At 65.9% G+C, this 15,994-nt stretch carries 17 protein-coding genes and 1 tRNA gene; 13 read left to right on the forward strand and 5 right to left on the reverse strand.

The annotated features are described in order from the left end of the window. Positions 1-997: 997 nt before the first annotated feature. Positions 998-1,768, reverse strand: coding sequence for a hypothetical protein (locus ACZ6TV_RS54410; RefSeq protein WP_465309495.1), 771 nt, complete (start codon positions 1,766-1,768; stop codon positions 998-1,000). Between the two features lie 202 nt (positions 1,769-1,970). Here ACZ6TV_RS54410 and ACZ6TV_RS54415 point away from each other — a divergent pair, with 202 nt between their 5' ends. The 3 genes from ACZ6TV_RS54415 to ACZ6TV_RS54425 all read left to right on the forward strand — a co-directional run bounded on the left by ACZ6TV_RS54415 (position 1,971) and on the right by ACZ6TV_RS54425 (position 5,214). After that, a complete protein-coding gene (locus ACZ6TV_RS54415) occupies positions 1,971-2,141 on the forward strand; it encodes a hypothetical protein (protein ID WP_465309497.1) in 171 nt (56 codons plus the stop codon). Positions 2,142-2,853: 712 nt separating this feature from the next. Further along, positions 2,854-3,867, forward strand: coding sequence for a UPF0158 family protein (locus ACZ6TV_RS54420; RefSeq protein WP_465309499.1), 1,014 nt, complete (start codon positions 2,854-2,856; stop codon positions 3,865-3,867). Positions 3,868-3,882: 15 nt separating this feature from the next. Beyond that, complete coding sequence (locus tag ACZ6TV_RS54425) at positions 3,883-5,214, forward strand: hypothetical protein (protein WP_465309501.1); 1,332 nt, start codon at positions 3,883-3,885, stop codon at positions 5,212-5,214. 50 nt (positions 5,215-5,264) lie between these two features. Here the strand turns inward: ACZ6TV_RS54425 and ACZ6TV_RS54430 are convergent, their stop codons facing one another. The 3 genes from ACZ6TV_RS54430 to ACZ6TV_RS54440 are packed head-to-tail and all read right to left on the reverse strand — an operon-like array spanning position 5,265 to position 7,644. Next, positions 5,265-6,092: a phosphotransferase gene (locus tag ACZ6TV_RS54430; RefSeq protein WP_465309503.1), complete on the reverse strand. Its 828-nt coding sequence runs from the start codon at positions 6,090-6,092 to the stop codon at positions 5,265-5,267. Continuing rightward, entirely contained in the window at positions 6,092-6,781 is a 690-nt protein-coding gene (locus ACZ6TV_RS54435; protein ID WP_465309505.1) for an HAD family hydrolase, read from the reverse strand. The genes ACZ6TV_RS54430 and ACZ6TV_RS54435 overlap by 1 nt, the downstream gene beginning before the upstream one ends. Next, positions 6,778-7,644: a GntR family transcriptional regulator gene (locus ACZ6TV_RS54440; RefSeq protein ID WP_465309507.1), complete on the reverse strand. Its 867-nt coding sequence runs from the start codon at positions 7,642-7,644 to the stop codon at positions 6,778-6,780. Before ACZ6TV_RS54440 ends, ACZ6TV_RS54435 begins: the two co-directional genes overlap by 4 nt. Positions 7,645-7,995: 351 nt before the next feature. Between ACZ6TV_RS54440 and ACZ6TV_RS54445 the strand changes: the two genes are divergently transcribed. The 10 genes from ACZ6TV_RS54445 to ACZ6TV_RS54490 all read left to right on the forward strand — a co-directional run bounded on the left by ACZ6TV_RS54445 (position 7,996) and on the right by ACZ6TV_RS54490 (position 15,384). Continuing rightward, complete coding sequence (locus ACZ6TV_RS54445) at positions 7,996-8,214, forward strand: hypothetical protein (RefSeq protein ID WP_465309509.1); 219 nt, start codon at positions 7,996-7,998, stop codon at positions 8,212-8,214. A 14-nt stretch (positions 8,215-8,228) separates the two neighbouring features. Continuing rightward, the gene (locus ACZ6TV_RS54450) at positions 8,229-8,951 is read left to right on the forward strand and encodes a GntR family transcriptional regulator (RefSeq protein ID WP_465309511.1); all 723 of its coding nucleotides are present in this window, start codon (positions 8,229-8,231) and stop codon (positions 8,949-8,951) included. 102 nt (positions 8,952-9,053) lie between these two features. Further along, positions 9,054-9,503 (forward strand): hypothetical protein, encoded by a 450-nt coding sequence (locus tag ACZ6TV_RS54455; protein ID WP_465309513.1) that lies wholly within the window; start codon positions 9,054-9,056, stop codon positions 9,501-9,503. 88 nt (positions 9,504-9,591) lie between these two features. Then, positions 9,592-10,008 carry a hypothetical protein gene (locus tag ACZ6TV_RS54460; protein WP_465309515.1) on the forward strand — a complete coding sequence of 139 codons (417 nt, stop codon included), beginning with the start codon at positions 9,592-9,594 and terminating at the stop codon, positions 10,006-10,008. A gap of 236 nt (positions 10,009-10,244) precedes the next feature. After that, complete coding sequence (locus ACZ6TV_RS54465) at positions 10,245-11,438, forward strand: FtsK/SpoIIIE domain-containing protein (protein WP_465309517.1); 1,194 nt, start codon at positions 10,245-10,247, stop codon at positions 11,436-11,438. After that, positions 11,435-11,836 carry a hypothetical protein gene (locus tag ACZ6TV_RS54470; RefSeq protein ID WP_465309519.1) on the forward strand — a complete coding sequence of 134 codons (402 nt, stop codon included), beginning with the start codon at positions 11,435-11,437 and terminating at the stop codon, positions 11,834-11,836. Before ACZ6TV_RS54465 ends, ACZ6TV_RS54470 begins: the two co-directional genes overlap by 4 nt. Continuing rightward, positions 11,833-12,378, forward strand: coding sequence for a DUF2637 domain-containing protein (locus ACZ6TV_RS54475; RefSeq protein ID WP_465309521.1), 546 nt, complete (start codon positions 11,833-11,835; stop codon positions 12,376-12,378). The genes ACZ6TV_RS54470 and ACZ6TV_RS54475 overlap by 4 nt, the downstream gene beginning before the upstream one ends. A gap of 44 nt (positions 12,379-12,422) precedes the next feature. Continuing rightward, entirely contained in the window at positions 12,423-14,069 is a 1,647-nt protein-coding gene (locus ACZ6TV_RS54480) for a replication initiator (RefSeq protein ID WP_465309525.1), read from the forward strand. Next, positions 14,069-14,248 (forward strand): helix-turn-helix domain-containing protein, encoded by a 180-nt coding sequence (locus tag ACZ6TV_RS54485; RefSeq protein ID WP_465309527.1) that lies wholly within the window; start codon positions 14,069-14,071, stop codon positions 14,246-14,248. Before ACZ6TV_RS54480 ends, ACZ6TV_RS54485 begins: the two co-directional genes overlap by 1 nt. Then, positions 14,245-15,384: a tyrosine-type recombinase/integrase gene (locus tag ACZ6TV_RS54490; protein ID WP_465309523.1), complete on the forward strand. Its 1,140-nt coding sequence runs from the start codon at positions 14,245-14,247 to the stop codon at positions 15,382-15,384. Before ACZ6TV_RS54485 ends, ACZ6TV_RS54490 begins: the two co-directional genes overlap by 4 nt. A 42-nt stretch (positions 15,385-15,426) precedes the next feature. On the opposite strand, the gene ACZ6TV_RS54495 is transcribed toward ACZ6TV_RS54490, so the two are convergent. Further along, positions 15,427-15,502 (reverse strand) — tRNA-Arg (locus ACZ6TV_RS54495). Positions 15,503-15,994 lie beyond the last annotated feature (492 nt).

The raw sequence follows: 15,994 nt of genomic DNA on the forward strand, positions 1-15,994 counted from the left end.
GCCGCCACCAAGCCCGAGCCCGCCGCTCCCACTACGCACGACGACTCAGCGCCGAGCTTCAGCCATGATCCCGAACGGCGGCTGCCGTACTAGGCGGAGGCAGTAGCCGGGCAACGTGCTAACCGCTCTCGCCAGGCCTTCTAGGACTACTGCGACGGGCCGATCCATGGCGGTGGCCATGATCTGTCGCTCGTGCTACTCCCTGCGATGCCGAGGCTTTGGCGGGCCGTGCGGTAGTACCGATCTCGGTTCTCGGAGAACGCGACTACGGCATGGTCCCAACTTGCGGGGTCAGCATCCGCGACGCGGTCACGAACGAACCATTCAAGATGCCAAAGACTGCGATGCCAGGCGCGCGCAGCGTCGATGGTGGCTGGATCTCCGAGGAGAAGGACGTGCTCCCACTCCTCCTCCCGGCGCGTCGACAGGCGATCAAGCTCAGCCATTCCTACGTCTGGCGGGAGGGGCACCATCGTGGCGTTCAGTTCCTTCGCTGCAGCAATGCGCGAGGCAACCGAGAAGCATGCCTTGACTGACCTGCCGTAGGCGACGTACGCAGCGGTTCGGCGCTCGTCCAGTCGGGTCGTTCGGTCACGCCGCCAGCGGGTTCTCTCGTTGACTACCGTGGCGAGGTAGGTCAGAACGGCGCCGACAACGACGCCGCCGATCGTGAATGCCTGTTGTGCCAAGTCACCCATTGAGCACCCCGATTCCTCGTCTGGCTTTCAGGGTGTCATTCGACGTCCAACGGACCGGGGCGCGGAGGTTGAACCAGCGGTGCAGACGCAGGCCGATGCCAGCGCCGCAGGTAGGCCGGGCATGAGAAGTACCGTCGCGCAGCGTCTTCGAGCTCCGAAGGCTTGTGCCTGGCCGACGAGCTGGCTTGTGCGGTCAGGTCGCCAACTGCAGCAACCACGCCGGCCGATGGCAAGCCGGCGAAGCCGGCGCGGCAGCCGAGCGCCCCGACCTCGACGGCGGGTGACCACCCACGCGCTCGTCACGGCGCCACGCCTCGCGCCCGGCCTCCGCTTGGCTCCTTGAGCCGCAGGTGCAGTCCGTAGTCACGGATCACCCGCCCAGGATCGTGCCTCACCCATGCCTTCGCCGCCGGTCCTATACGCCAGTTGCGGACCGGCTTACCGGCCGCCGTCATCAGATGCGGCGAGGTCACCGCGTTGAGCGCCTTCCACGCCAGGCCGACCAGCTCGACGAAGTCCCGCTGAACGCAGTCCGCCTGCTCTTCCGGAAACCACTTGAAGGCCGGCCGGCCAGGCGTCATCTCCTCAGGCTGGACACCAGTTGGCCGGTACCGGCCTCCCGTCGCTTCGAGGATGCCGGCATCCCTCGTCCACACGGAGGTGTGCAGGTACTGGATTATGGGTCCGACCGTGCCGCCGTCCCGGCCGAGGAGGCGCAGGAACGCCTGGACGCCGTCGTATCGCATCGCGGTAGACAGCGAATCGTGGAGGATGACGCCCGCTTCGCGGTCGTGCGTCTGCCAGTGAGCGAACCCCTCGATCGCCGGTGCCAGCGCTTGGCTGAACGCGTCGACGTCCGCTGGCAGCATGAAGGTCGCTGTCTGCTTGGAACGCGAGCCTGGCTCGAACACGAAAGCATGATGGCAGGCAGCGGCCGGAAAGCGCACCCTTGCCGCCGCGCCGGCCGATGCCGGCGCTTGCGCCGCCAGCAGGCCGAGCGCGAGCGGCGTCTTTGCCACTGCACGCCCCTCGTCCTCGAGTGCGTGTTGTCTCAGTGCATCAATGAACACGGATGACACACTGAGTCTGAGGAGGCTACTGACAGTGGCAAAGGACTCAGCGAAACGTCAGCGCCATCGCGAGCGGCGAGCGCTAGGCCGGCCGGCGGATGCGTCGGAGCCTGCCGTGCAGCCGACAGAGCCAAAGCCGAGGGCCTCGCAATCTCGAAGGCCGTGTGAGCGGTGCGGAGCGGGCTGTCGGAAAGACAAGCCCATGTACGGCTGGGTTTGCGCGACCTGCGCATACGAGCTCGACCGGTACCTGCAGCTGCGCATGGGGCTGTCGGGCGGGTCGGTTGCGGACGTGTACTTCAACGCCAAGCGGCGTGGTGAGCTGCCACCGCCCGGCCCTCGTGGACTTGGCGTCAACGTGCGTAAGCCGTAGTAGTCACGGCATGCGGACCTTCAACCGTGACAGCCAATCGTCCCGCCTCCGCGTCCCATGCCTGAGGGCGGGCTTCAGTCTGGCAGCGCGCTAGATCTAGCGAAGGCGACCCCCAGCTGCGGCACGCTCACAACCACACGACGCGCCGCGTCAGCGGCGCCTTGATGTAGAACGGCTCAACTCGGCAGTGCCCAACCTGAGGCTGCCGGGATCGGCTAACGCCAACCGTCAGGCCGAAGACGGCATCATCGCGACCAGACCTTGACATCCCGGCTAGGCTGACCGGTGGCAAGCCACGCCGCAGGCGCCCGACGGGCCGGTCAGCCTAGCCGGGATGTCGCTGGGCTTACACCAGTGTAAGACTGATGTCTAGTCGTGCCGTGAAAAGTTTCTTCACAAAAATAGTACACTATCGGACAAAACGACAGCGACTTTGCTAGTTCCGCTTGACGCTAGTTATGGCAGGCGCCATCCTTTACACAGGAGAGTGCTGAAGCTCTGTTCCCTGGTATGCCGCCGAGGGGACGGGGTGTGGGTGAGTGGATCAGCCCGTGGCCGCATGCTTTGCTGACGCGCAGTAGGCAAGCAGGACGCGAGATCGGGCCCCTGCGGGGAAGCAGTGTCCATCATCAGCTGTTGCCGGGACTACTTCCACAGATGCGACAGGCCGGGATCCATAATGGGTCCCGGCCTAGCTCACAGGGGAGTAGTAGTGACGGAAAGCAGTATGGATGCCCAGCGCCCTGATGAGGTACCGCTCGAAGAGCTTCAGGTCGAGGCGTTCGCGGTCCTTGCTAAGTCCGTGGAAAGTCTGACCACGGCAGGTTCTCGCAATCCGACGGCGAGCGAAGTTCGTCTGGAGATGAAAAGGCGAACTTACGGCGGGTTTGATCCGAAGTTGGTCGGATTCCGACGATTCCGTGATTTCTTATTTGCTGCCGCTGACGCGGGCCATGTCTCGGTTGATTCAGGGCGCGCTGGCGATCTTGCAGTCGGCCGTGCCGGCGGGCTGGAGCCTCAATCGGAGTCGAGCCATTTTGTTCGGCCGGATCTTTGGCGTGCATTCATTGACTGGGATCAGGGAAAACTGCGCTACTACGACACCAGTATCGGCAAGGCGCTGATTATTCCACGGGAGTCCGTTCCTTTTGAGCCTGCTAAGTACCGTGACCTTCGATTGCGTCTTCAGCGAGAACCACAGACATTCGTAGAGATTCGCCCCATTGAGATGCAAACCCAGCTTGCCTGGATGCGTGAGTATATGGAAGAGTTGCCGGGTGGCGACCTGAAGACCCTTCTTCAGACTGCACTCGACAGTGACAAGCCCTTGAAACTATTCGTCGACGTTCTTCGCACGGTCCCGAGCGAGCTGCAGCGTTGGCACAAGGTGCTTGGTATGAGAGTCTTTGCCGAAGCCATGCGGTGGCGCGACTCGTTGGACGCAGATCTCGATGTTGAGATTGAACGTCGACCGGTTGCCTCCGAGGACTCGGACCGTCCTGCCGATGCAGCTTCCCCGCAAAGCATGCAAAGGACAGACGAGGGCGCTCGGGCGGCGACGATGCTGCGCATCCTAACAAAGTCGCGCGCGACGATTGACCGGACCCAGGGAATGCCGAAGGAGGACTCAGAGTTGCGCGCTCGAATGCATATGGCAATCGAAAGAATGCCAATTGCTGAGTTGCGGAAGCTATGTATTCCCGTCGGGTATCTCTTTGAGGACTAGCAGACTGTGCAGACGTTGGCGGAGGTCCTCAGTGTAGCGCGCGTGATCCCCAATCGGAAAGATGAAGGTCCGTGGCCTATTGAATACAGGCCAAAGTCAAAGCTAGTAGTGCCTGGTGAGGGTAAATTGGTTCTGCCCGGCGATATCGCCGGGATCAAAGCGGCTGGCAAGTTCGATGATTTAATTCTCAACCTAGGAGCGGAGGAGTCTGCTGGCGCGCGTGGACTGCTTTTTGCGTCGCCCACCGTCGTCGTGCCCTTGACGAAACCGGATCCCGGGATTTTGGCGACCTTCGGCATAGACGTAAAGTCGCCACGACTGAATCCCAGGTACATTGGCGCGGCAATTTGCCTGCGTTCATCCGACGGGCCGCTCTACGGTACTTCACGCGTCCTGTTCGTTGAGAACGGCATTAGCTTTGGTAGTACCCTAGTGTTAGAAGGTACCCAGCTATGGACGCACGATCTGCACGAGTTCGCGCTGAACATGCTTTCGCTCTACCGTGCCGCAGCATCGCATTTTGACCCTACTCCAGATGCTCGGTCAAAGAAGTGGTACACGGTAACAGCCCTTTTGGGTGGCTCAAAGTCGGAAGGCCTGCTGCCAGATGAGTGGCAGCGTGACTTTCAGTTCGCTGGCGGACTCTTTGGCATTAAGCTCGACATTCGGGCCAATCCGGAAGCTGCCAGGCCGATCGTGATTGGTGATTTGCAGTCTGTTCCGCGAGACGCATTGCTGGTATGGGCGAACTTTGTTCGCAATCCCGAGGTGTTTCTGAAGCCGTTCAGAGCAGCCCGCCCTGGAGCGTACGCTGAGGTATTGGGGGTGTCTCAAACTGCTGTCGACTATGACGATTGCCTAATTGAATTGGTCATGCACCTTGCTGAAATCGATCGTCGCTCGGGTCGCGCTAAGGATCCGGAGATCGCAAACTGGATCGAGGCAAGTGCGAGAATTTTGGAACTAGTAGGACCTCATTTCGTGCTGTCGGACCGTGCTCGCAAGATGCTTTCCGGAAACGCCTACCCCAGGCCTGCGCGGATGTACGATCATGTTAAGCGGTTGGGGGAGGTTGCCCGCGATTACAGGAACAGGCGTGGACGGCTAGGCGTCGACTTTGCAGAGCACGCGATCCGGGCACACGGAATTGAGATCGCCTTAACCGACAAGGGTCTGTGTCCCCCGCATATTGAAATTGATGGAGTTAAACAGTTATTCGTTGCTGAGCCGCACGTTAAGGTTGACGACTTCAAGTCGCCTGATCAATGCGGACGAATCTATTTCGCGATTGATCTCGCGGGATTGCGAGTGGTGGTGGACCATATTGGACTCCACGACTACAAATAGTTCCTGCTCATGCCTGAGATTGGCCGTGCGGTTGACGCCAGATCGACGGCCTACACGCGTGCAGCCTCGGCGACGAGGAGCCAACTTTGCAGACGGTCCGACGGCACTCCAGTCAGTTCGGCAAGTTGACGTCCTGCTTCATTCGCTGGCAGCGGTCCGCGCAGTTTGAGGGCAACGACGGCGAGATCGTATCCAACCTCACCTGTCACCCCGCGCGGATCAACGAGCATCCATTCGCCATTAGCTGTCGTAAGGAGATTCCACGTAGATGCGTCTCCGTGGCACAATGCCGGTTCTGCCTTGCGTGCGAGCCTGTCGAGCGTTTGGAGCGCTTCGAGCCGCTCGCGTTGCGGCGCTGGACCATCCCGCCAAATCGGTAGATCCGCGAGATTGTCGTCCAATAATCGTTCATGGAGCCAATCGTATACGCTAGGTAGATCCTGCCGTGGCGGCGGCTGGTCGAGCATTTTGGCGAATGGCGCTGCCAGTCTTGTGAGATCAACGGTATTCCGGTCCGTAAGCGCTAACGGCACGCCGGGCACAATTTCGTCCATGATGGTCCACACGCCAGCGATCGAGCCGATGGTCTCGTGGAGAGTTGGGGATACCCCAAGGTTGGTGAGTGACAATGCGACTTCTGCCTGCAGCCATGCGTCAGGGTCTGGGCTCGACTTGAAAACAAGGCCGCCGCGCGGGCTGTCAGCGGCTACCACGAAGCCGTATCGCGCAGGTAGTACGTCACGTGGTGTCGCGCTGTACCTCTCACAGACTTCGCGAAGCTCGGCTTCGACATTTTCCGTCCAGGTATGGGCGCGCTCGGGCCAGCGCTTGGCAATATTCTCAGCGATGCCGGCTGGGAGACTCGGCCAAGCGGCCATCAAGACCTCCCTGTTGGTGCTGTGTGCATTGAGACTGTGAGGGCGGTCATGGACGTGATGACATCACTTGCGCCGGCGTCGGTCAGCCGATCGTATTTGTCCGGCTTGTTCGCATAACCGATGGTTGGCACGCCGATTGCGATGCCAGCTGCGATGTCGGTGACCGAGTCACCCACGAATGTGGCGCCGGCGGCAGTGACCCTGAGCTGGGTGAGCGCGAGTTGCACCAGGTGTGGGTTCGGCTTCAGTAGTTCCGCAGTCATACCGGCGTAGCGACCGACGACTAGATCGACGTGCTCGATGAGTTCGTGTCGTGCGAGGTAGGCCGTGACTGCTTCGGTTGAATTGTTGCTGACGATTGCGACCCGCCGCTGGCTGGCTTTGGCCGTCCGCACGACTTCCTCTGCCCCTGGCGTGGGGGTCGCTCCAACGGATGCTTCGATCTCTGCCTCGCGCGCGGCGGTGGAGACTGCTCGGCTCAGCGCCGGATCCCTGACGAGGTCCACCTCACGCAGAAGCGCAAGGGGTTCGTCTGCGGTTGCGGTGAAGCCGTGCAATGCCGCAACACTGCGAAGCCGGTCGGCCACGGCGGCCGCTGAGAGCGTCGCAAACAGGGCGCAGACGGGGCCGTCGAAGTCGACGAGCAGGACTTCGGTTCGGCTCATCAGTGCGGCGAGCGAGGCCGTCATCCAGTCTGCTTGCGTGCGATGGTGTTCCAGACGCTGTCGAACCAGGCACGGGCCTGCTGGACGTACTGGGTGAGCATGTCGTCTTCGTCGTCGCCGGCGGCGAACTGGAAGAGCGGGACGTCCTTGCCCAAAACGTCGTAGATCGGAACCGATTCGTGGTCGATGGTCACGGTGTGGCGGACGACCGGGTAGAAGCCGAAGAACGCCTCGGTGTTGTTCAGGATGTAGACCTTGAACAGGACCGCGGTGCCGTGTTGGCGGACTTCGCAGGTGGCGGAGCGGACGAGGCCGAGTTCGCCGAGCTCGCGGACCGAGTCGATGATTGCCTCGCTGTGCCGCCGGCTGATCCGCGTCGCGCGGTCGCGTACTGCCTTGTCGGCTTCCGGGCCTTCGGCGGCTGATGGGACCGCAGCAGGCTTGGAGTGGTCGGGGACCAGGATGCGGATCGCGATCGACTCAGGCGTCAGTCGGCCTGCCCGGATCTTGTCGAGCGGTTCGGACAGCGCGCCATGGAGGGTTTCGCTGGAGAAGCCGGCAAAGTCGATCGACACGTGCTGGCGCTCGAACGCGGCCTCGATGTGCGGGCGCAGGCCGACGGGGCGCTCCGTCTGGGCGCGAACGAAGGCACCGCTGCCCTGGCGGGTGACGATGAGGCGTTCTTCGCGCAGGGTGCGGAGCGCGGACTTCACCGTTTCGCGCGCGACGCCGTAGCGGTCGGCAAGCTCGTTCTGCGATGGAAGGCGTTCGCCCGGTTGGAAGCGACGCGTCAGGATCGCGGCGCGCAGCACATTGGCAATCTGCTGAGACGCGGGACGTGGATCGTCCGGGTCCAGGCCGTCGAGGTCGTCCGCTTCGGCGTTCACGCGATCAGCCTATGACCTGACTAGTCAGGTGAGAAATATCTGGGGAGCGTCCTCTTGTCCGAGTCGACCTGCAGCCATACGGTGAATCTGACTAGCCAAGCTAGTCAAATCTGCGAAACGGTCTGAACGGGGGACCGGGTCGTGCACGCCAGTACCGGGGCGGCCGTTGGTGTAGGGCCGACGCTGAACACTCGCTCCCAGGTCCGCAGACCTGGCCGTTCCGGTGCTGCTGCACGTTGTCGCGCTTGTCGCAGCCAAGTCCAGCAGCAGAGGAGAAGTCCCGTGAGCGGAAGCGAAGTCGTTCACCCGCACTGGTGCGAGCGGTCGGAATGCCACGTCGGTGAGCCCGGTGTGCTCTACGCGACGCACAGGTCTCGGCCGGTCGTCGGTTGCGCAGACCCGGACACCGGGAGCCTGATCGACGTCACCCTGTGGACCATCAACGGCGGTAAACCCAACATCCTCCTGGAGTTTCCCGACGGGGTCGAAGAGGGCACCGAGCTGACCGAGGACCAGGCCGCGGACCTCGTGGCCACGGTGTCCCAAATGCTCGCCGTCGCGCGCGGCTGAGTCGGGTCGTCACAGTGCCGATCGAGTCGGGTGCGCCGAAGTATGTCGAGATCATCAACGCCTTGCAGGCGCGGATTGACCGGCGGACCTACTCGGTCGGCACGCTGCTGCCCAGTGAAGCCCAGCTCGTCCGCGAGTTCGGCGCCTCGCGTTCCACTGTCGTCCGTGCCCTGGAATATCTCCGGCTGCACGGCTGGGTCGAGGGTGTCCAGGGAAAGGGTCGGATCGTCCTCGGCCGTCCGGCGCCCGGCCTTGCGTCGCTGCCTCGTCGGGTCCGCCTGCTGCTCGATCTCGACCAAGGTGCGACGTTGGCCGGCGTTGCCCGTGTTGGCGCGACGGGCCGAATCGCCGCAGTGCTCGGATGCGCCGCGGGCGCACCGCTGATCGCTCGAAGGTATGTCCTCGCGGTCGGCGGCGTGCCGTACGGGCTGAGCACCGTCCTCGTGGGCGAGGACATCGCAGGCGGAACGGAGCTCGCCGCGACTGCTCCGCTTTCGGGCAGCCTGTTGTCGCATCTGGCGCGCCGTCGCGACCTCGCGATCGACCATGTTGTCGAGCGGCTTGGCGCGCGGATGTCGACAGCGTCTGAGGCTGCTTCGCTTCGGCTCGACCGGCGTCGCTGTGTCGCTGTTGCCCTGCTCGCGGTGGTCGACACGAGCGGCCGGCCGCTCCTCGCCGTCGACGCTGTGCTGTCGCGTGACGTGCCGGAGCTGGCGTCCGTACTCCCGCTGACATAAACGACCTTCGCTCAAAGCTTGACTAGCCATGTTGGCCAAGGTGATACTTGGCTCACTTGGTTAGTCAAGTAGCCAGGTTCTGGCAACAGCGAAGGGGCAACCGTGGTACCCAACTCGATCAAGATTCCGGTGCCGTTCGAGTACGTGTTCCCGAACGGGGCGCTGTTCCTGAGCGTCGACAAGCTGGTCGACTTCGACCGGCTCCGGCAGGACGACAACCAGGCCCGCGACGAGCAGGGCAACCGCCTGTGGGTCGTCAAGGTCATGGACCAGGACCCGGAGGCCGGGAAGTTCGGCCGGTCCACCGAGGTCAAGGTGAAGATCGCCGCACCGCATCAGCCCGTACCGCCAGAGGGCATCAACCTCGGGGGCGGGTTCACCGTCACGCCGGTGGCGTTCACCGATCTCACGGTGACGCCGTACAACGACTCGACCGGCTGCAAGGGCGAGCGTCAGCCGCACAAGTGCCGCGCCCGGCTCGCCTGGTCCATCCGCGCCGGCGCCATGGTCGCGCCCGGCGAGATCGCGCGGACGGTCAGCGCCGCCGCCTGAAGTTCTGACGCCTGGGGGCGGGCCATCTCCAGCAAGAGTCTCCCGCCCCCGGCGTCCAACCCCACCCCTTGCAGAGGAGAAGGCTGTCATGGCCAAGGTAGTTGACGCTGCCCGGATTACGGCACCGGACGGTGCGGTCTGGCGGAATTGCCCCGCCTGCGGGCGCCTCGCGGCCCTCGCACCCGACGCGGTGCAGTGCGGCGGGTGCACCACCAAGACCCGGGCGGACTCGGCGCGGCTGCTGCCCGCCGACGCGTTCACCGACATCGACCGGGACGACATCTACGAGGCGGGCTGCACGTTCGCGGCAGCCCTGCGGGACATCACGCATCACGAGATCGGCGACCCTGGCTGCTGGGACCTGTGGGGGACCTGCCCAGAGGAACTGGGCCGGCTCCACGCTGCGCTGGACCAGATGGCCTCGGCCGTCAAGACGAGCAGGGCGCTGCTCACCTCGGTTGAGCGTCGCGTGCGTCGTACTACCGGCAAGACGTCCGGGCGGTGACCGCGATGCCCCTCATCAACGTCATCCGCGGCGAGCGGATCGAGCCTGCCCCGTTCAACGTCCGCACGCCGTACCTCAAGCTGCCGCTCTGGCTGGTCCTCTTCGCCTGGCTGGGTAAGGGTCTGATGAGTCTGGCGGTCCTCCTCGTGCGGTACTGGGTCGTCACGCTGCCCGGTCTCGCGCTCGCCGCGCTCTACCTCAAGTTCGGCTGGCAGATCCCCGTCGTCCTGGTCCTCATGCTCGCCGCGGTCGGCGCCTGCTGGTGGGGATTCGACCGCGCGACCTTCGGCCGCTTCGTCGGCTACCCGGTGCTGGGCCGGTGGCGGCGGTGGATCTACCGGCGCCAGTGGCTTCCGGCTATGGTGACCGCCGGCCTCGGTGTGACCTTTGACGGCCGGACCGTGATCCCGGTCGTGAAACGAGTCCGGTGCACCGCCATGGCAGATGTCATCACGGTGCGAATGGTCACCGGGCAGATCCCCGACGACTTCGCCAAGGTGTCGGAGCGGCTTACCCACACGTTCGGCGCCCGCGCGTGCCGGGTGTCCGCCGGTGTTAAGCCTGACCTCGTCGTCGTCACGCTCCTGCGCGGTGACCCGCTGCTCGCGACGGTCCCGCCGTTCCCGGTGCCGGATGAGCCGGACTTCCGGTCGCTGGAGCTGGCGCAATGTGAGGACGGCGAGGTGTATGCGCTGCGGCTGTTCGGCACGCAGGTCCTCGTGGTTGGTGCGACCGATGCGGGCAAGGGCTCGGTGATCTGGTCCTTGCTGCGGGCGCTGGCCTCGGGCATCCGTTCCGGCCTGGTGCAGGTGTGGGCGTTCGACCCGAAGGGCGGCATGGAGCTGGCGGCGGGGATGCCGTTGTTCGCCCGGTTCGCCTGTGAGGACTTCAAGGCGATGGCGGACATGCTCGAAGAGGCCGTCGCCACGATGCGCGAACGGACGGCGCGGCTGCGGGGCAAGACGCGTCAGCATGTGCCGTCGGTCGGTGACCCGCTGATCGTGATCGTCATTGACGAGCTTGCGGCGCTCACGGCGTACCTCACCGATCGGCAGTTGAAGGACCGGATCAAGGCGGCGCTCGGGGTGCTGCTGACCCAAGGTCGCGCGGTGGGCGTGCACGTCGTCGCGTGCTTGCAGGACCCGCGCAAAGAGGTGCTGCCGTTTCGGGACCTGTTCCCGACCCGGATTGGTCTGCGGCTCACCGAAGAGGCGCACGTTGACCTGACCCTCGGCGAAGGTGCCCGCGACCGTGGCGCGCTCTGCGACCGGATTCCGCGCAGCTCGCCGGGTGTTGCGTACGTCGTCCTCGACGGCGACCCGACGCCGATGCGGGTCCGGTTCTCGTACCTCACCGATGACGACATCACCGACCTTGCCCATGACTTCGCCCGGCTCCGGCCGGTCGCCCGCGGAGGTGCAGCAGCATGAACGCCAACGTCTGGAACGCCGCCCGCAACCTCGCCACCGCGCTGCGCATCGGTCACCGGGAGTCGGCGACCGGCCGGACCTGGTTCCGCCGACACCGGGAGTGCCCGGACTGGTGTGCCGCCGGCCACCGGTGCACCGCGCGTCTCGGGTACCCGTCGGGGGAGCACCGTTCAGCGCCGATGACGGTGCGGGCGCCGTACGGCAGCCTCGTCGCGACCCGCATCGAGACCATCAACGGTGTCGGTCACATCGAACTGCGGCTGTCCGCTCGCCTCGACCGTGACGAGGTCACCGCGTCGCGGCAGGCGCATCTCCTCGCCGCGGGCATTGACCTGACCGCCCGCGCGGTCCTGGAGAGTGCGCGGCGGGCGCTGCCGGCGGGACGGGTGGCGGCATGACCGCGCGGATCGAGGGCGGCGCGCAGGTGCTGATCCTGCTCGCCGTCGCCGGGATGGCCGGCGCCGCGTCGTTCACCCACGTCCACGACTGGACCATGCACAACTCGCCTCGCGGCACCGGCGATTGGTTTGGTTGGGCCAATGCCGCCGTGACCGAACTGATCCCGCTCGCCGCCGGCCTGGAGGCCCGCCGACGGCGCAGCCGGGGCATCCCGGTCGGCCGGTACCCCATCGCGATGATCGTCGGCGCGGTCACCCTGTCGCTCGCTGGCCAGTTCGCCGAAGCCAAGCCAGGCCTGTCCGGCTGGATCATCTCCGCCATCCCGGCCCTGGGCTTCCTTGCCCTGATCAAGCTCGTCCTGTCGACCCCACCTGCCGCCGCTGAGGCAGCGTCAACGGTCACGCTGCCGGCGCCTGTCGACGTACCGGCCGCTCCGTCCATCGAGCCGCCCGCCGTCGTCGTGCCGGCGGATGCGCCGCCGTCGCGGCTGCTGGTGTCGCCGGACGCGTTCGTGCGGGTGAACGGAGCTGCCCACCGGTGACCCAGACAACCGAACGCCCCGGCTCCCGCGCTGCCCGCTTCGCGATGCCCCGCTCCGTCGACGCCCTGCGGCAGCTCGCCCACGAGTACGGCGTCTGCACTCGCCCGGTCGTGCTCCGCCGTACCGACCTCACCACCGGCGTCAGCGAGGTCATCGACCTGCCGTGCGGCGCCACCCGCGAGGACAAGTGCCCACCTTGCGCGAAGCGGGCGCGCAGGCTGCGGCAGCAGCAGTGCCGGGAGGGCTGGCACCGCACCGACGAGCCGCTCCCCGAACCTGACGAGCCGACTGAGGGTCAACGCTCCCTGATCGTGCTCCGGGCGCACTTCGTCTTTGAACGCAACCGCGCGGAGCAGGCGGCGGAGTGGGACCAGGTCCGCGAGCTCGAAGCCGCCGTCGCCGAACTCGACCAGGCCATCACCGAATCAGGGATGCGCGGCCACCTGACCCCGGTCGGCAAGCCAGAGGGCGACGACCAGGCCGACGCGCCCAAACCGATTCGCCGCGTCCGCTCGACCAAACGACGCCAGGACGCACCCGACCTCCCGCGGCTCAAGGTCGCCCCGACGACGGTCGGGCGCACGTACGAAGGCCGCGACGGGCACGTGTTCCAGCCCTCCACGTTCCTGACCCTCACGCTCGACACGTACGGCCGCGTCCGTAACGACGGCACCCCGGTCAACCCGGCCACCTACGACTACCGGCGCGCGGCCTGGGACGCCGTGCACTTCCCGGCCCTGCTCGACCGGTTCTGGCAGAACGCCCGCCGCGCCGCCGGCTGGTCCATCCAATACTTCGGCGCCGTCGAACCCCAACGCCGCCTCGCCCCACACGCCCACTTCGCCATGCGCGGCACCATGTCCCGCGACCTGCTTCGCCGGATCGCCGCAGCGACCTATCACCAGGTCTGGTGGCCACCTGTCGACACCGTGTACTACCCGGACCACCACGCGCCGATCTGGGACCCGGATCACCGCGCATACGTCGATCCGGACACCAGGGCGCCGCTGCCGACCTGGGAAGACGCCCTCGACGAGATCGGCGACGAACCTGTGCACGTGGCGCGGTTCGGCCCGCAGGTCCACGCAGAGGGCGTGCTGGGCGGCACGGCGAAGGCCGACAAGCTGATCGGCTACCTGACCAAGTACCTCACCAAGTCCGTCGACACCTGCCACACCATCGACACCGACCGGCAGCGCACCCACCTCGAGCGGTTCTGGCACGAGCTCCGGTACACGCCCTGCTCGCCTCGGTGCGCCAACTGGCTCCGGTACGGCATCCAGCCCAAGAACGCCCGCCCCAACCAGTCCGCCGGCCGCTGCAAGGCCAAGGTCCACCAGCGGACCACCCTCGGCATGGGCGGCCGACGCGTCCTCGTGTCCCGCCAGTGGTCCGGCAAGACCCTCGCCGACCACAAGCACGACACCCGCGCCTGGGTGAAGGCGCTCCTCGGCGTCACCGACGCCCACGACCAGGTCCCGGTGACCGACGGCGAACCGGGAGCACCCGCGCCGGTCGCCTGGGAGATGGCCCGGCGCGACGACCCGGACATCCCACCGATCCAACACCGGCTGCTGCGGTCCATCTCGGCGCGCATCCAGCAACGAGCGCAGCTGAACGAAGCGAGGGAGCGACAACGCCAGACCAAGCCAGACCACGACGACGCAACCACGGGGAAGGTAGCGGCTTGATGATCCGCAAGAGTGTGCGGCCCGCCGAAGCGGCACGACTGCTCGGCGTCTCGCGAGACACGGTCTACGTCCTGATGCGCAGCGGCCGACTGCGCTCGGTGAAGCTCGATCGCGCCCGGCTGATCCCGCTCGCCGCGATCGAGGAACTGCTTTCGGCAACCGACGAGGAGGCGGCATGACCGAGAAACGGCGACGGCCACAAGGCGAAGGATCGGTCTTCTCGTACAAGGACGGGTATGCCGCGATCCTCGATCTCGGCTGGATCGAGGGCAAGCGAACCCGCAGGTGGGTCTATGGCAAGACGGAACGCGATGTGCTGGACAAGCTCGCGGACCTTCGCCGCCGGCAGGAGCGCGGACAGAACCTTGCCGCCGCCCGACGGACGTTCGGCAGTTGGCTGGACGAGTGGATCGAGCTGAAACGCGCTGATGGCACCCGGCCGACCACCCTTCAGGGCTACCGGAAGATCATCGAGAATCACGTCCGGCCGACGCTCGGCAAGGTCATGCTCGATAAGCTGACGCCGACGCTGATCCGGAAGCTGCTGGCGGCCAAGACGGAGTCCGGGCTTTCGGCAAGTTCGGTGCGGCACATCCACGGGCTGATCCGCAACGCGCTCGGCGACGCAGAACGGGAGGAACTGGTACATCGGAACGTGGCGAAAATCGTCCGTCCGCCGTCGATGCAACAGGTGGAGCGGCGCGCACTGACGGTCGAGGAGGCAAAGCGGCTGCTCGGCGTCATGAAGGGCCACCGGCTGGAGGCGCTGTTCGTCACCGCGCTGACCGTCGGCCTGCGGCGCGGGGAGCTGCTGGGGCTGCGCTGGTCGGACATCGACTTCGGCGGCGGCGCGCTGACTGTCCGGCAGACGCTGATGCGGACCAACGGCCGGCTGGAGTTCTCGGCGCCCAAGACCGACCGGTCCCGCCGGACGGTGCCCGTGGCGGTGCAGACGCAGAAGTTGCTCAAGAAGCACCGCAAGGCGCAGAAGGCGGCCCGGAAGGCTGCGGGCGACAGCTGGACCGATCACGACCTGGTCTTTCCCGCCCGGCTGGGCACCCCGATGGAGCCGGACAACCTCGACCGCTCCTGGCACCAGCTGCGGGCCGCCGCCGGTCTCGACTGGCTCCGGCTCCACGACCTGCGGCACGCCTGTGCCACGTTCCTCCTGGTCTCGGGTGCCTCGGCACGGACCGTGATGAAGGTCCTCGGGCACAGTCAGATCGGGCTCACGATGAACACGTACGCGCACGTCCTGCCCGAGATCGAGCGGGCAGCCGTCGACGACGCCGCTCAGCGCCTCTTCGGTGCCTAGGCTGTACAAGTGGCTGTATGAGCGCCTGAGCAGCGCTGAAAGTGGTGCGCCCGGTAGGGATCGAACCTACGACCTTGGGATTAGAAGTCCCCTGCTCTATCCGCTGAGCTACGAGCGCATGTCGTCGGACAGGCTACCGCTTGCGGCGAAGGATTCGCTTGTGGGGAGCCAAATCGACGCTCTCAGGACAGCATTCATTGCCCTGGGGCACAAGCGGGTTCGGTTGGTGCGTCGCGGGATTCGCAGCGGGTGGCGACAGGATCACGCTTCGGGTCGTTCGGGTCCCCTCCCGGCATCTTCTCCCTTCGACCCCGTGCTGGGTTCCCAGGGCTTGACTGCCGTTGCCAGCTCAGATCGGTCCGCGAAGCGTGCCGGACCCGTCCCAGCGTGCGTCGGCCGGTGCTCGTGCAGCGTCGTGGCAGGTCCTGGGCGGTGTTCCTGCGGCAGACCCCCTTCTCTCGACGGGGCGGCTTGCTCTCGGCCGGGCCGGTTGCTCTCGATCGGGCGGACACGGCGGTGGGGGGGGGGGGGGGGGGGGGGGGGGGGGGGGGGGGGGGGGGGGGGGGGGGGGGGGGGGGGGGGGGGGGGGGGGGGGGGGGGGGGGGGGGGA

Source organism: Dactylosporangium sp. NPDC051087 (genome assembly GCF_055586325.1).

What these genes read in the sequence shown, in the direction of transcription:
- ACZ6TV_RS54490 (WP_465309523.1), top strand. Translation starts at nt 14,245, where the DNA reads ATGACCGAGAAACGGCGACGGCCACAAGGCGAAGGATCGGTCTTCTCG.
- ACZ6TV_RS54485 (WP_465309527.1), top strand. Translation starts at nt 14,069, where the DNA reads ATGATCCGCAAGAGTGTGCGGCCCGCCGAAGCGGCACGACTGCTCGGC.
- ACZ6TV_RS54415 (WP_465309497.1), top strand. Translation starts at nt 1,971, where the DNA reads ATGTACGGCTGGGTTTGCGCGACCTGCGCATACGAGCTCGACCGGTAC.
- ACZ6TV_RS54460 (WP_465309515.1), top strand. Translation starts at nt 9,592, where the DNA reads ATGGCCAAGGTAGTTGACGCTGCCCGGATTACGGCACCGGACGGTGCG.
- ACZ6TV_RS54430 (WP_465309503.1), bottom strand. Translation starts at nt 6,092, where the DNA reads ATGGCCGCTTGGCCGAGTCTCCCAGCCGGCATCGCTGAGAATATTGCC.
- ACZ6TV_RS54470 (WP_465309519.1), top strand. Translation starts at nt 11,435, where the DNA reads ATGAACGCCAACGTCTGGAACGCCGCCCGCAACCTCGCCACCGCGCTG.
- ACZ6TV_RS54435 (WP_465309505.1), bottom strand. Translation starts at nt 6,781, where the DNA reads ATGACGGCCTCGCTCGCCGCACTGATGAGCCGAACCGAAGTCCTGCTC.
- ACZ6TV_RS54475 (WP_465309521.1), top strand. Translation starts at nt 11,833, where the DNA reads ATGACCGCGCGGATCGAGGGCGGCGCGCAGGTGCTGATCCTGCTCGCC.
- ACZ6TV_RS54465 (WP_465309517.1), top strand. Translation starts at nt 10,245, where the DNA reads ATGCTCGCCGCGGTCGGCGCCTGCTGGTGGGGATTCGACCGCGCGACC.
- ACZ6TV_RS54480 (WP_465309525.1), top strand. Translation starts at nt 12,423, where the DNA reads ATGCCCCGCTCCGTCGACGCCCTGCGGCAGCTCGCCCACGAGTACGGC.